Annotated in this window: 6 protein-coding genes and 1 tRNA gene; 2 read left to right on the top strand and 5 right to left on the bottom strand. The window is 64.2% G+C overall.

The features are described 5' to 3' along the window. Window positions 1–537: 537 nt before the first annotated feature. Window positions 538–921 carry a hypothetical protein gene (locus QTI66_RS10100; RefSeq protein ID WP_286559380.1) on the top strand — a complete coding sequence of 128 codons (384 nt, stop codon included), beginning with the start codon at window positions 538–540 and terminating at the stop codon, window positions 919–921. Window positions 922–970: 49 nt separating this feature from the next. Here QTI66_RS10100 and QTI66_RS10105 read toward each other — a convergent pair whose 3' ends face one another. Both QTI66_RS10105 and QTI66_RS10110 read right to left on the bottom strand, forming a co-directional pair. Beyond that, complete coding sequence (locus QTI66_RS10105; protein WP_286559381.1) at window positions 971–3187, bottom strand: response regulator; 2217 nt, start codon at window positions 3185–3187, stop codon at window positions 971–973. Then, the gene (locus QTI66_RS10110) at window positions 3178–9510 is read right to left on the bottom strand and encodes a HAMP domain-containing protein (RefSeq protein WP_353506188.1); all 6333 of its coding nucleotides are present in this window, start codon (window positions 9508–9510) and stop codon (window positions 3178–3180) included. The genes QTI66_RS10105 and QTI66_RS10110 overlap by 10 nt, the downstream gene beginning before the upstream one ends. Before the next feature lie 651 nt (window positions 9511–10161). Here QTI66_RS10110 and QTI66_RS10115 point away from each other — a divergent pair. Further along, window positions 10162–11328 carry a glycosyltransferase family 61 protein gene (locus QTI66_RS10115; RefSeq protein WP_286559382.1) on the top strand — a complete coding sequence of 389 codons (1167 nt, stop codon included), beginning with the start codon at window positions 10162–10164 and terminating at the stop codon, window positions 11326–11328. A 67-nt stretch (window positions 11329–11395) separates the two neighbouring features. Here QTI66_RS10115 and QTI66_RS10120 read toward each other — a convergent pair. The 3 genes from QTI66_RS10120 to QTI66_RS10130 all read right to left on the bottom strand — a co-directional run bounded on the left by QTI66_RS10120 (window position 11396) and on the right by QTI66_RS10130 (window position 14707). After that, window positions 11396–11472: transfer RNA gene (locus QTI66_RS10120), tRNA-Val, on the bottom strand. Window positions 11473–11518: 46 nt separating this feature from the next. After that, on the bottom strand, window positions 11519–13657 hold the full coding sequence (locus QTI66_RS10125; RefSeq protein ID WP_286559958.1) for a RelA/SpoT family protein: 2139 nt from the start codon (window positions 13655–13657) through the stop codon (window positions 11519–11521). A 99-nt stretch (window positions 13658–13756) separates the two neighbouring features. After that, complete coding sequence (locus tag QTI66_RS10130) at window positions 13757–14707, bottom strand: alpha/beta fold hydrolase (RefSeq protein WP_286559383.1); 951 nt, start codon at window positions 14705–14707, stop codon at window positions 13757–13759. Between the last annotated feature and the right edge of the window lie 51 nt (window positions 14708–14758).

Raw genomic sequence — 14758 nt, forward strand, 5'->3', positions numbered from 1 at the left:
GGCCCGGATCTTGCAACAGTTGCTCGGCATGCATCTTTATCGTGCGCCTTGCTGTGTGAGTGGTCGATACAGATAAGGCTGCTTTGTATGTGGTGTAACAACATACTTTGGCCACAGGTTTCGCACCGGGGCAAATCGCTCGTTTGCGAGTGAATCCAGCAAGGGCAATCATCCGTAAACCGAAGGCGATTACCTCCTACGACATATGTAAGCCAAGCGCGTGATCGTAGACATTTTTCCCTTTGCCTAGAGAAAGGCTGAAGCAGGAGTTGAATCAATGTTTCTTGCAACCCACCACCCTTTCGAGCGCGTCACGCCTAGCCGCCTGTCCGCCGCGATGCGGGAGCCGTTATGGATGGCATAACGCATCCGAGCGTGGGTTCCAACGGAAGCCACGAGCAACGGTTTACCGGGATGAACCAACACTTTTCCGATCGTGAAGCCGTCGCTGCTGCGTTGGTCTCACTGGTTCGTGCCCGCTTGAGGGCAACCCGTTCGCACAAGACCCTGCGCACTGCACTGCATGCACGAGTTCCCGTGAGTGAACGCCCCTCGGTGAGGCGCGGCCTGGACGCGTTGATCGACCACGGCGTGCTGGCCATGAGTGGTGAGGACATCGGATTCACCGCCAAGGGCCGGATGCTGCTGGCGTATGTGCAGCAGGCACGCGGTCAGGCACCCTCAGCCTACGAACACGACGACGACAGCCCGGCGGAGTTGGCCTCACTGCTCAGGGCCATTGAGCAGGATGAGCGCTTCGACCCCTACACCAGCCTCGAAGAAGTCGAAACGCTGCCCGCCCGGCTCGAGGCCGAACGTCGGCGCGCACAAAAGAAAGCATCCTCCAGCTCGTCGAAGTGGATCCTTGCGCTGTTGCTGATCATTGGCGTGGCGGTGTACTTCTATTCGCGCCACTTCTGACGCCGCTTGACGTCGCCCACGGGGCGAAGAGGCGCAAACTCAGGCGCCCTTATTTGTGGGACACCACAGCAGCCGGCCACTCGTCAATGCAGGCGAGCAGCAGCGCCGCGTCCGCAGGCTTGACGAAATGCCGGTCGAAGCCCGCATCGGTGGCCGCCTGCCTGTCGCTGCTTTGCCCGTAGCCGGTCAAGGCGATGAGCAGCACGCCTTCGCCCTGGGGGAGCTTGCGAATGCGCCGCGCCACCTCATAGCCGTCGAGCAGCGGCAAGCCGATGTCGAGCACGACGACATGCGGTGAAAATTCGACCATGTCGGCCAGCGCCTGCCGGCCGTCGCGCGCCACCCTGACCTCGTGTCCGTCCAGTTCCAGCACTGCCGCTATGGCCACTGCGGCGTCGTTGTTGTCGTCCACCACCAGCACCCGCTGCATGGCCTTCCGCGAATCGGCGTGTACGCCCACCACGCCGCGGATGGCAGCTTCCGGGTCCGCTTTCACACCCGGCAGGAAGACGCGGAACTCGGAGCCCTTGTCATGCCCTGCACTGTGTACTTCGATGTCGCCGCCGTGCAGTTGCGCCAGGCGACGCGCGAGCGTCAAGCCCACGCCCAACCCACCCTGTGAACGGTCCAGCCCGCGCTTGCCTTGTGCAAACAAATCAAAGATGCGCGGCAGCAATTCAGGGTCGATGCCCATGCCCTGATCGACCACCGAGATGACGGCACTGTCGCCCTCCACGTGCGAGCGCAGCGCAATGGAAGACTCTTCCGGGCTGTATTTGGACGCGTTGTGCAGCAGGTTGGCCACCACCTGCGTGAGCCGTGCCACATCGCCGTCCAGCCACACGGGATGCGGCGGCAATTCGAGCAGGAACTTCTGGCGCCGGCTCTCGATGAGGCCATGCACCGTTTCCACGCCTTGCGCGATCACCGCGTTCAAGTCGAGCCGCTCGCGCTTGAGCACGATCTTGCCCTGGCTGATGCGGGTGACGTCCAGCAGTTCCTCGATGAGCCGCGTCATCTGCCGAAGCTGTCGGTTGGCAATGTCCAGCGCCCACGTCACCTTGGGCTGTGCGGTGACGGTGCGCCGCACGACTTCAACAGCCATCTGGATGGGCGCCAGCGGGTTGCGCAGTTCGTGCGACATCATGGCCAGGAACTCGTCCTTGCGGCGATTCGATTCCTGCAGTTCCTCCTGCGCGGCCATGCGCTCGCGCACTTCCTTCTGCAGCACGCCATAGAGCCGCACGTTCTCGAAAGCGCCGGCCGCGCGCGCGGCGATTTCCTCGAGCAGCATCGTCAGGTGCGACTTCCACGGATTCTCGCCGTCCGTCGCGATGAGGATCGCGCCCAGCACGCGCTCGCCCAACAGCAACGGCACGGCCATGAAGGAGTTCAGCGTCGACGGGCGCCATGCCGGCTCCGCCTCGTCGCCAGGCGCCCGCACCCACGGCATGCGAACGCCGTGCACCACGCGCCGTTGCCGGGACTCGACCACGTCCTGCAGCAGCTCGCGCAGCACGGGGTCCAACTGGTCATCGGGCCGTCGGGAGGTGTGCACGTGCCCGTCGGAAGTGGAGGCCAGCAGCGCGTCCGACTGACCGAAGTCGGGGTCGGTGAGTTGAACGACCGCAAAGGCGGCCAGTTCGGGAATCAGCAGTTCGGCGCACTGGCTCATTGCCACGTCGGCCTGCAGCGATCCGCTCAGCACACGGCTGGCTCGCGCGAGGAAGGCCGAGTAGCGGTCGTTCTCCTCGGCAATGCGGCGTGCAGCCTCGGCCGCCAGCACGGCGGCCTTGCCGTCGGCCTGCTTGCGGATCTGGCGCGTCATGCGATAGAGCGAGACGAACACGCCCACCTTGCTGCGCAGGATCTCCGGCACCACCGGCGACAGGATGTAGTCCACCGCACCCAGCGAATAGCCCTTGGCCGTCTGCACCTCATCGGCATAGGAGGTGATGAAGATGATCGGCGTGTGCGCCGAGCGCCGATGCTTGCGGATGAGCGCCGCGGTTTCGAAGCCGTCGATGTCCGGCATGTTCACGTCCAGCAGGATCACCGCGAACTCGTGCTTCAGAATCTCGCGCAGCGCCGCCGCGCCCGACTGCACCTGAACCAGGTTCTGCCCCAGCTCTTCCAGCACGGTCTGGAAGACCAGCAGCTTTTCCGGCAGGTCATCGACGATCAGGATGTTGGCCTTTTCCTCCTCCCCCGAATCGATCGGACCGCCGTCGTTCGGGATGTTGTTGTTCGATCGCGCTATTTGCATAGCCAGCCTCGCAGCACCACGAGCAGGTGCGCCGTTTCGACAGGTTTGGAAAGGTAGTCCCACGCGCCGGCTTCAATGCATTTCTCGCGGTCGCCCTTCATGGCCTTGGCCGTCACCGCGATGAGCGGCAGGTGCTTGCCGCTGGGGAGTTTGCGCAGTTCGCGCATGGTCTGCATGCCGTCCATCTCCGGCATCATGATGTCCATGAGCACGACGTCGATGTCGGGGTCTGCCTGCACCATCTGGATGGCGTCGCGCCCGTTCTCGGCGGAGGCGACTTCCATGCCGTGTTCTTCCAGCACCGTGGCGAGCGCGAAGATGTTGCGCACGTCGTCGTCCACGATGAGCGCCTTCTTGCCCGTGAGGATGCGCGATGCGTCGTTGGCGGTCTCCACTGCGATGCGCTCCTGCTGCGTCATCGAGGCGATGCCCCGGTGCAGCAGGAAGGCCGTCGCGTCGATCAGCCCGTCGAGTGAATCGGCGGTGCGCAAGGTCGAGCCGTGGTGGCTGTGCTCCCAATGCGAGGTCGCGCCACCGCCCGGCATTCGGAACAGCAGCACCGGCAGCGCGCGCACGGCCGTGCGCGTGTCGACGTATTCCGCCAGGTCGCCGCGGCTGAATCCCTTGGGGGCGCCGTCGGTCACCAGGCAATCGACGTCGCCCTTGGCGAGTTCGGCTTTCAAGGCCTGCGCGCTCTCGACGATCACGGGCTGCAGGTCACCGCTGCACAGCGCAGCAAGGTATTGGTCGCGCAGCGGCGAGGGCTGCATGGCCACCACCAGTTTCTTCTTGCCCGACTGCACGAAGGCATAAAGATGCCGCAGCGCCACGTCCACCTCGTCGATGGATTGCAGCGGCTTGGCAAGAAAACCGATGGCGCCCGAGGCCAGCGCCCGCTCGCGCGAATCGTCGGTGGACACCACGCACACCGGAATGTGGCGCGTGCCAAGGTCGGCCTTGAGCCTTTCCAGAATGCGCAAGCCCAGCATGTCGGGCAAGTGGATGTCCAGCGTGATGAGTGCCGGCCGGTAGTCGCGCACCAGGGCGAGCGAGCCGGCGCCGGTGGGGCTCACCAGGCCCTTGAAGCCGCAACGGCGGCCGGCCTGCAACAGCATCCTGGAGAACGGCAGGTCGTTCTCGACGATGAGCAGCACGAGGTCGCCCGGCAGGATGCTTTCGCGGTCGTCGTCCGCAATGTTGATCGCGGCCTGCTCTTCGGCGTGGGCCTGCAACTCGCTCGCCGACACAGGCGAAGGCACTGCAGGCATGACGGGCTGCGGCAAGCGCGGCCTTGCATCTGCCTGCAGATTTCGCTGCGCGATGGCCGCATCGGCAGCCGGGCTGCGGCCGGGTCGCATGCTGCGCGAGGGGCTGTAGCTTTGCGGAAGGTAGAGCGTGAAAGTGCTGCCCTCGGTGGGCACGCTGTTGAGGCGAATCTCCCCGCCCAGCAAACGCGCCAATTCGCGGCTGATGGCCAGGCCCAGGCCCGTGCCACCGTACTTGCGCGAGGTGGACCCATCGGCCTGCTGGAAGGCCTCGAACACGATCTGCTGCTTGTCCGCCGAGATGCCGATGCCGGTGTCGGAGACGGAGAACGTGATGACGCTGCTGGCCCGGTTCAGTTCCTCGTTGTCGCGCGACCAGCCGCCGTTGGTGGTTGCAATCGACAGTGCAACGGAGCCCTGGTGCGTGAACTTGAAGGCGTTCGACAGCAGGTTCTTGATGATCTGCTGCAGCCGCTTGACGTCCGTGACGATGGTCTCGGGCAGCATGCCCGCCGCCCGGATGTCGAAGCCCACATGCTTGGCCTCGGCCACATGGCGGAAGCTCCGTTCGACCGAGCGCTGCAGGTCGTCCAGCCGCAGCTCGCTCACCTCCAGCGCCACCGTGCCCGACTCGATCTTCGACAGGTCAAGGATGTCGTTGATGAGCATCAGCAGGTCGTTGCCCGAGAGGTGGATGGTCTTGGCAAATTCCACCTGCTTGGTCGTGAGGTTGCCGCCGCTGTTCTTGTGCAGCTGGTCTGAAAGGATCAGCAGGCTGTTGAGCGGCGTGCGCAGCTCGTGCGACATGTTGGCAAGGAACTCCGACTTGTACTTGGAGGTAAGCGCCAGTTGCTCGGCCTTTTCTTCCAGCGCCTGGCGGGCCTGTTCGACTTCCTGGTTCTTGCGTTCGACTTCCTGGTTCTGGTGGACCAGCAGGCGCGCTTTTTCCTGCAGCTCTTCGTTGGTTTGTTGCAGTTCCTGTTGGCGGTTCTGCAGCTCTTCAGCCAGGGACTGCGACTGGGTCAGCAGGCTTTCCGTGCGCATGTTGGCCGAGATGGTGTTGATCACGATCCCGATCGATTCGGTCAACTGGTCAAGGAAGGCCTGGTGCGACGGGTTGAAGCGCTCCAGCGACGCCAGCTCCATCACGCCGCGCACCTCGCCCTCGAAGATGATGGGCAGCACGATGACGTCCATGGCCGCGCTTTCGCTCAGGCCCGTGGCCACGCGGAAGGCGGTGCTCGGCATGTTGGTCAGCAGGATCTTCGATTTCTCGATGGCGCATTGGCCCACCAGCCCCTGCCCCAATTCGATCTCCTTGCCGTGCGCGTTCTGGCCGCCCGAGGCGTAGCTGCCGAAAAGTTTTAGCCGCGCCGTGCTGCCGGTGCCCGTCAGCACATAGAACTCCGCCTGATGCGCGCCCACCACCGGCGCCAGTTCGGAAAGAATCAACTGGCCGACGGTGAGCAGGTCTTTTTGACCCTGCAGCATGCGGCTGAACTTGGCGAGGTTGGTCTTGAGCCAGTCCTGCTCGGTGTTCTTCTGCGTCGTGTCCTTCAGGTTGCGGATCATCTCGTTGATGGTGTCCTTCAACGCGGCGACTTCGCCTTGCGCCTTGACGGTGATCGATCGCGTCAAGTCGCCCTGCGTGACGGCGGTGGCCACTTCCGCGATGGCGCGCACCTGCGTCGTGAGGTTGGCGGCGAGCTGATTCACGTTCTCGGTCAGGCCCTTCCACGTGCCTGCGGCGCCTGGCACCTTGGCTTGGCCGCCGAGCTTTCCTTCCACGCCCACTTCGCGCGCCACGGTGGTCACCTGGTCGGCAAAGGTGGCCAGCGTGTCGGTCATGCTGTTGATGGTTTCCGCCAGCGCGGCGATCTCGCCCTTGGCTTCCACGGTGAGCTTCTGCTTCAGATCGCCGGTGGCCACGGCCGTCACCACCTTGGCGATGCCGCGCACCTGACCGGTCAGGTTGCCGGCCATGAAGTTCACGTTTTCGGTCAAGTCTTTCCACGTGCCCGAGACGTCACGCACCTGCGCCTGTCCGCCCAGCCGCCCTTCGGTGCCCACTTCGCGTGCCACGCGCGTCACTTCGGCGGCGAAGGAGGAGAGCTGATCCACCATCGTGTTGATGGTGGCCTTGAGCTCCAGGATCTCGCCCTTCACGTCCACCGTGATCTGCTTTGAGAGGTCGCCTGCCGCCACGGCCTTCGTCACGTCGGCGATGTTGCGCACCTGCGAGGTCAGGTTCGAAGCCATCAGGTTCACGGAGTCCGTCAGGTCCTTCCACGTGCCGGCCACGCCTTGCACGTCGGCCTGGCCACCCAGGATGCCTTCGGTGCCCACTTCGAGGGCCACGCGCGTCACTTCGGCGGCGAAGGAACGCAGCTGGTCCACCATGGTGTTGACGGTGTTCTTGAGTTCGGAGATTTCGCCCTTCACGTCCACCGTGATCTTCTTGGAAAGGTCGCCGGCCGCCACGGCCGTCGTCACTTCCGCGATGTTCCGCACCTGCGATGTGAGGTTGCCGGCCATGAAGTTGACCGACTCGGTTAAATCCTTCCACGTACCCGCCACGCCCTGCACGTCGGCCTGTCCGCCCAGGATGCCTTCGGTGCCCACCTCGCGCGCCACGCGGGTGACTTCGGCCGCGAAGGAACGCAGCTGGTCCACCATCGTGTTGACGGTGTTCTTGAGCTCGAGGATTTCGCCCTTCACGTCCACCGTGATCTTCTTGGACAGGTCGCCCGCCGCCACGGCCTTCGTCACGTCCGCGATGTTGCGCACCTGCGAAGTCAGGTTCGAGGCCATGGAGTTGACCGACTCCGTCAGGTCCTTCCAGGTGCCGGCCACGCCTTGCACGTCGGCCTGGCCACCCAGCTTGCCTTCGCTGCCCACTTCGCGCGCCACGCGCGTCACTTCTGCGGCGAAGGAGGAGAGCTGGTCCACCATGGTGTTGATGGTGTTCTTGAGCTCGGAGATTTCGCCCTTCACGTCCACCGTGATCTTCTTGGAGAGATCACCCGCGGCCACGGCCGTCGTCACTTCCGCGATGTTGCGCACTTGGCTCGTCAGGTTGCCGGCCATGAAGTTGACCGACTCCGTCAAGTCCTTCCAGGTGCCCGCCACGCCCTGCACGTCGGCCTGCCCACCCAATCGCCCTTCGGTGCCCACTTCGCGGGCCACGCGCGTCACTTCCGCGGCGAAGGAGCGCAGCTGGTCCACCATGGTGTTGATGGTCGCCTTCAGTTCCAGGATCTCGCCCTTCACCGCCACGGTGATCTTCTTGGAGAGGTCGCCCGCGGCCACGGCCTTGGTCACGTCCGCGATGTTGCGCACCTGCGAGGTCAGGTTGCCGGCCATGGAGTTGACCGAATCGGTCAGGTCCTTCCACGTGCCCGAGACGCCTTCCACTTCGGCCTGGCCGCCCAGGCGCCCTTCGGTGCCCACTTCGCGCGCCACGCGCGTCACCTCGGCCGCGAAGGACGAAAGCTGGTCCACCATCGTGTTGACCGTCGCCTTGAGTTCAAGGATTTCGCCCTTCACGTCCACCGTGATCTTCTTGGAGAGGTCACCCGCCGCCACGGCCTTGGTCACGTCCGCGATGTTGCGCACCTGCGAGGTCAGGTTCGATGCCATCGAGTTCACGGAATCGGTCAGGTCCTTCCAGGTGCCGGCCACGCCCTGCACTTCGGCCTGGCCACCCAGCTTGCCTTCGCTGCCCACTTCGCGGGCCACGCGCGTCACTTCCGCGGCGAAGGAACGAAGCTGGTCCACCATCGTGTTGATGGTGTTCTTGAGTTCGGAGATCTCGCCCTTCACGTCCACCGTGATCTTCTTGGAGAGGTCGCCGGCCGCCACGGCCGTCGTCACTTCCGCGATGTTGCGCACTTGGCTCGTCAGGTTGCCGGCCATGAAGTTGACCGACTCCGTCAAATCCTTCCACGTACCCGCCACGCCCTGCACGTCGGCCTGGCCGCCGAGCTTGCCTTCGGTGCCCACCTCGCGGGCCACGCGCGTCACTTCCGCGGCGAAGGAGCGCAGCTGGTCCACCATGGTGTTGACGGTGTTCTTGAGTTCGAGAATCTCGCCCTTCACGTCCACCGTGATCTTCTTGGAGAGGTCACCCGCCGCCACCGCCTTCGTCACGTCGGCGATGTTGCGCACTTGCGAGGTCAGGTTGCCGGCCATGGAATTGACCGAATCGGTCAGGTCTTTCCAGGTACCCGAAACGCCTTCCACCCGCGCCTGCCCGCCGAGCGAGCCTTCCGTGCCCACCTCGCGCGCCACCCGCGTCACTTCCGAAGCAAAGGACCGAAGCTGGTCCACCATCGTGTTGATGGTGTTCTTCAAGGTCAGGAACTCGCCCTTGACGTCCACGTCGATCTTTTTCGACAGGTCGCCCTTGGCCACTGCCGTGGTCACGTCGGCGATGTTGCGAACCTGGTCGGTGAGGTTGCCGGCCATGGAGTTGACGGAGTCGGTCAGGTCCTTCCAGGTGCCCGCCACGCCTTTCACTTTGGCCTGGCCGCCCAGCTTGCCATCGGTGCCCACTTCGCGCGCCACGCGCGTCACCTCGGCAGAAAAGTCGCCGAGCTGCTCGACCATCTTGTTGATGGTCTTGGCCGTGCGCAGGAACTCGCCTTCCAGTTCACGTCCTTCCACTTCCAGCGCCATGCTCTTGGACAGGTCGCCCTGCGCCACCGCACCGATCACGCGGGCCACCTCGGTGGTCGGGTGGACCAGGTCGTCGATCAGCGCATTGACGCACTCGATCGACTGGCCCCAGAAGCCGCGCGTTTCGGTGAGCATGGCGCGCTGCTTGAGCTTGCCCTCGCGGCCCACCACCTTGCGCAGGCGCACCAGTTCGGCAGCCAGCGTGGCGTTCTGGTCGACGACGTCGTTGAAAACCTCTGCGACCCGGCCGTGAAGGCCCGTCCAGTGCATTGGCAGCCGCACCTTGGCGTCACCGATGCGCAGCCTTGCCAGGGCGTCAAGGAGGAGCTCCAGTTCCTCTTGCGGCGCGGCGATCTGGAAAGTCGAATCTGGTGCGTTCATGGCCAACATCCCGTCGATGGAAACATCGGCAGGCTTTGCTGCTCAAGACACACGAAAAAACCAGCCCGCCTCTTCTTTTCAAGGGGAGTTGGTTGTTCAGGCGCTCAAACATCAACGCCAGATGCGGCCGAGCCCACGAGTCGGGCTGCCGGTCGTAACTCGCCGTAAGCGGGATCGTGCGCCTTCGTGGTGCGCGGCGGTGTAGGAAGAATTCGCGCGTTGGGAGGGGACAGATGCTCACCCTCCGCCGAGACGATGCAAGGTCACTTCATCGGTTCACTATTCGAGACAAACCTGCGAATGCGTGAAAAGCTCCCGCGAATCGTCGGGTAACAGGGCCCTGTTGGCTGGCAGCGCAAGACACTGACCTATAGGATCCATCGCGTCGGCCCCACGGCCGATTCGCACAAGAAGCCGGAGCGGCCGCTACACCCAGCGACCTGCCGCGCACCGGACAGACAAGAGATTTCGGCGTCTTCAATCGTGGAGCGTCGTCGGCGCCAAGTGCCCGACAGGCGCAAGAAAGGACGGAGGCTGCATGCTCAAGATTCAACACAAAGGCCACAGGTACCGACATCCGCACGTCGTGCAAGTGAGTTTGCCCGGCCATGCGCCGGGGTCCGCCAGCGATCGTTGCGCGAGGTGCCCGAAATGACACTGAAGAAGTTCGCTTCCCGGGTCGCCCGCAGGTCGATCAACACGCTCTACCCCTCGCTGCTCATGGACCGCACGGCCTGGCCCGAAACCGAGCACAAACTCGGCGGCGCCGTGGATGCACTGCACATCGTGCATCCGTCCGAACGCGTGGAATTCGCGTCGCCTCACACAGATCGCTTTCTGCAAGTCGCCAAGGAATACCAGGACGGCAACTTCGTCCGGCCCAACGTCTTTGCGTGCGAGTTGCCCGGCGCCTGGCTTCATGTGCCCAGCGGAATGGTTTGCACGCGCGACTTCAAGGTGGTCGTGGACGCAGGCCTCGAGCATCGCAAGCACTACTACCCGCGCTACAACAAGCTGCGGCCGTTCAAGGCGCGGCGCGTGCGCGAAACCTGTTCGAGCATCAACTTCTGCTTTGCAGGCAACTTCTGGCATTGGGTGGTCGACTGCCTGCCGCGAGTGCAGGTGCTCGCCAAGGCAATGAAGGGCGCGCCGCTGACCCTCTTGATGCCGCACACGCTCAACGAGTTCCAGCGCGTGACACTGCATGCCGTCGTGCCCGCGAATTTCCGGATCGAGTACGTCAAGGACGACGAGTGGATCTGTGCCGACCGATTTGTCTGGCCATCGTTGGTGTCGCAACTCGAAATGGGCTACTTGCCCCCGAGCTACTACGAGTCGATTCGCCGACCGATCTTCAAGCGCCTCGGCCTGCCGTCCAGGCACAAGATGGTGGAACGCATCTACGTGAGCCGCGCCGGCGCCGCGCACCGCAGGATCCTCAACGAGGACGAGTTCTGCGCCTTTCTCGCGCAATACGGATTCCGGCGCGTGCTGCTGGAGGAGTTGTCGTTCAGGCAGCAGGTGGAACTGTTCCATCGCGCGGCCGTGGTCATCGGACCGCACGGCGCGGGCTTGGGGACGATGCTTTTTTCAGGCGCCGCCGAACTGGTCGCCCTGTATTCCACGCGCCAGCCGCCGAACTACTTCCATTCGATGGCGTGCGGACTGGGCCAGCCGCACCACTTCGTGTGCCACGACGAGGCGGATGAAGAGGCGAGCTTCAACGTTGATATTGCGGCGGTGCGGCGGGTCTTCAGGGAGGAATTGCAACTGGACGGTCCTGCGCGGGAGCGGGTTGCCGTGCGGCGATTTGGCTGATGCTTCGGCCAATGAAAAAAGGACTTGGCATCACTGCAAAGTCCTTTAGTCGCTCTCGAATGAAACTTGGTAGGCGCGATTGGATTCGAACCAACGACCCCCACCATGTCAAGGTGGTGCTCTAACCAACTGAGCTACGCGCCTAAGCTCATTCAAGACCACGATTATAGCATTGTTTCGAACGGTCTTTTCAACGCCTTCGCGCGGATCGCACGCCGCTCACATCCTTCACCACGCCGAGCACGTGCGAAAGGCGCGTGACGTCCGCGATTTCGATGGTGAAGGTCATCCACGCCGTGCCCTTCACGGATTGGGTCTGCACGCCGATCACATTCATCTTCTCGCGCGCAAAAACATCGGAGATGTCGCGCAGCAGGCCTTGCCGATCGGCCGCCTCGACGAACACGTCGACCGCGTACACCGAGCCCTCTTCCGCCTTCGTGCTGCCCCACTCCACGTCGATGACGCGCTCCGCGTTGTTGGCGACCATCGTGCGGAAGTTGCTGCAGTCCGCGCGGTGGATGCTCACGCCGTGGCCGCGGGTGACGAAGCCGCCAATGGCGTCCGGCGGCGCCGGCTTGCAGCACTTGGCCAACTGCGTCATGAGCGATGACACGCCCACCACGAGCACGCCGCCCTTGGAAGACTTCTCGCTGCCGCGCGACTTCTTGATGAGCACGCCGTCGTCTGCACCCGGCGGCGGCTCCGCGGGCCGCAACAGCATTTCGATGTTGCGCAGAGAGAACTCGTCCTTGCCCACGACTTCGAACAAGTTGTCGGCCGACTTGAAGCCCAACCGGCTTGCCAGGTCCTCCAGCTTGAGCGCCGTCTTGCCCTCGCGTTGCAGCAACTTTTCAACCGACTCGCGGCCGCGCGCGATGGTCTCGTGCGTGATCTGCGCGTTGAACCACGCGCGCACCTTGGCACGCGCCCGATGGCTGACCAAGTAGCCCAGGTCGGGATTGAGCCAGTCGCGCGAAGGGCCGCCCTCCTTCGCCGCCATGACCTCGACCGTCTGGCCGTTCTGCAGCGGCGTGTTGAGCGGCACCATCGCGCCGTCCACCCGCGCGCCGCGGCAGCGATGGCCCAGGCTCGTGTGCACGCTGTACGCAAAGTCGACCGGCGTCGCGCCTTGCGGCAGTTCGACGATGGCCGCATCGGGCGTGAGCACGTAGATGCGGTCGTCGAACAGGCCCTTGCCTTCGCCGCCCGACAGGTCGCGCTCCCACGCCAGCAGTTGGCGCAGCACCGCGATCTTGGCGTCGTATTCGCCACTCGCCCACACGCCGGCGTAGCCCTTGGTGCCCGCTTCCTTGTAGGCCCAGTGCGCCGCCACGCCATGCTCGGCATGGTCGTGCATTTCCTCGGTGCGGATCTGGATCTCGATCGGCTTGCCGGCCTGCCCGTTGATGATGTCGCGCACCACCGTGTGCAGCGACTGGTAGCCATTGGGCTTGGGCCGCGCGATGTAGTCGTCGAACTCCTCGTCGATCGGCTTGAAGTTGGAATGCACCCACGCCAGCGCGCCATAGCAATCACGCACGTCGGGCACGACGATGCGCAGCGCCATGATGTCGAAGACCTGCGCAAAGTCGAGCTGCTTGCCGCGCATCTTCTTGACGATGCTGAAGATGTTCTTGGGCCGGCCCTGCACGTTGGCGCGAATGCCCTCGGCGCGCAGCTTCTGCTCGATGCGCAGGCGCAACTGCTCGATGTAGCCTTCGCGCTCGATGCGCTTTTCATCGAGCAAACGCGCAATGAGCTTGTAGGTCTCGGGCTCCAGGAAGCGGAATGAGAGGTCTTCGATTTCCCACTTCACCTGCCAGATGCCCAGCCGGTTGGCCAGCGGCGCAAACACCTGCAGCGACTCGCGCGCCACGCTCTCGGGCACGGGCTTCTTGATGGACGCCGCAAAGCGCAGCGTCTGCAGCCGCGACGCGAGCCGCAGCATGACCACGCGCAGGTCGCGCGAGAACGCCAGCAGCATCTTGCGCACGTTCTCGGTCTGGCTGCCCGCGCCTTCGAGCAACTGGCCCGAGCCGGTGGCCGTGCGCGCCTGCTTCTGCACGTGCACCAGCTTGGTCGTCTCGACCGCCAGCGCAGCGAAGTTGTGGCCGAAGACCTTGGCGATGACTTCCAGCGGCTTGTTCAGGTGCTGGCATGAATACACCAGGTAGCTGGCCGCCTGCATGGCTTCGGAGCCACCCATCTTCGACACGATGGCCGCGACGGCATCGGCGTGCGCGAGGGTGTTTTCGCCGGTGTCCAGCGTTTCGTCAGCGATCAATGGCTCGGCAAAGGCGCGCGCACGCGCCAGCATGTTCTCCATGATGGGAGAACGCTCGGCGGTGGCGGCCGACAGGGCCGTGTCGACAACGTCGGTTCCTGAAGCGGAACCCAGCTGCGAAGGGGACAAAACTTTTTCCGATCAATCCAGCAAGAACGATGCAACCACGCTGCTTTGCGCAGGCACCACCAGCGTCGGCGCGTGGCCGACGTTCTCGAATTCAACAAGGCGCGCCCGCGGGCCGCGCTCGGTCATGGCCACCGCCGTCTCGTGCAGCAGCAGGTCCGACACGGCCCCGCGCACCAGCAAGGTCGTGGCGGTGATGGCGTCGTACAGCGCCCACATTCCGACTTCGGCCTGAGCCGCCAGTTCAGGCGTGATGGCGCGAATCGGCACGGCGATGGCGGGGTCGTAGTGCAGCACAAAGGCGCCGTCTTCGGCGGCCGGCGCATCCACCTTCGACGTGCCGTCGGCACTGCGTTGCGACGCCGGCACCAGCAGATGGCGCGTGAGTTCGCGCCACTGCTCGGGGGTGTGCTCGCCGAAGGTGGTCGACAGCGCCCACATCGCGTCCGCGGCCTCTTCCAATGTGCTGTAGCGCCCGATTTTCCCGACATAGGCCGCGATGCGCTCGATGGCCGCACCGTTGATGCTCGGACCCACGTCGTTGAGCACCAGGCGGCGAATGGGCGCGGGCATCGGCAGCTTCGGACTGCCCGCAATCGCCATGCCGATGAGGCCGCCCATGCTGGTGCCGACATAGTCGAGCGTGCCGATGGCGTGCTCGGCGTTCAATTGGGCGAGCAGTGCGAGCATGTCGCCCGCATAGGTCGGCACGCCGTAGGCCTGCGGATCCTTGAGCCAGTCGCTGTGGCCGCGTCCGACGACGTCGGGACAGACCACGCGCACCTTGCCGTCGGCCTTCGCAAGAATGGCGCGTGCGAGTTCGTCGAAGTCGCGGCCCTGCCGCGTGAGGCCGTGGACGCACAGCACGACGTGGTCGGCTTGCGCGTCGCCCCACTGCCAGTAAGCCATGCGATGGCCGCCTTGGGCGTCTGCGCACGCCACGAAATGAAGAGTTGGTTGTGTCATGCGAGGGTGTTGGATTCGTATGGCGTTCGTATGACCATAATGGGTCCGTTA

The sequence above is a fragment of the Variovorax brevis genome, from assembly GCF_030317105.1.
GTDB classification, from domain to species: domain Bacteria; phylum Pseudomonadota; class Gammaproteobacteria; order Burkholderiales; family Burkholderiaceae_C; genus Variovorax; species Variovorax brevis.

Coding starts and splice junctions, on each gene's coding strand:
- QTI66_RS10105 (WP_286559381.1), bottom strand. CDS start 3,187: ATGCAAATAGCGCGATCGAACAACAACATCCCGAACGACGGCGGTCCG.
- QTI66_RS10110 (WP_353506188.1), bottom strand. CDS start 9,510: ATGAACGCACCAGATTCGACTTTCCAGATCGCCGCGCCGCAAGAGGAA.
- QTI66_RS10115 (WP_286559382.1), top strand. CDS start 10,162: ATGACACTGAAGAAGTTCGCTTCCCGGGTCGCCCGCAGGTCGATCAAC.
- QTI66_RS10125 (WP_286559958.1), bottom strand. CDS start 13,657: ATGGAGAACATGCTGGCGCGTGCGCGCGCCTTTGCCGAGCCATTGATC.
- QTI66_RS10130 (WP_286559383.1), bottom strand. CDS start 14,707: ATGACACAACCAACTCTTCATTTCGTGGCGTGCGCAGACGCCCAAGGC.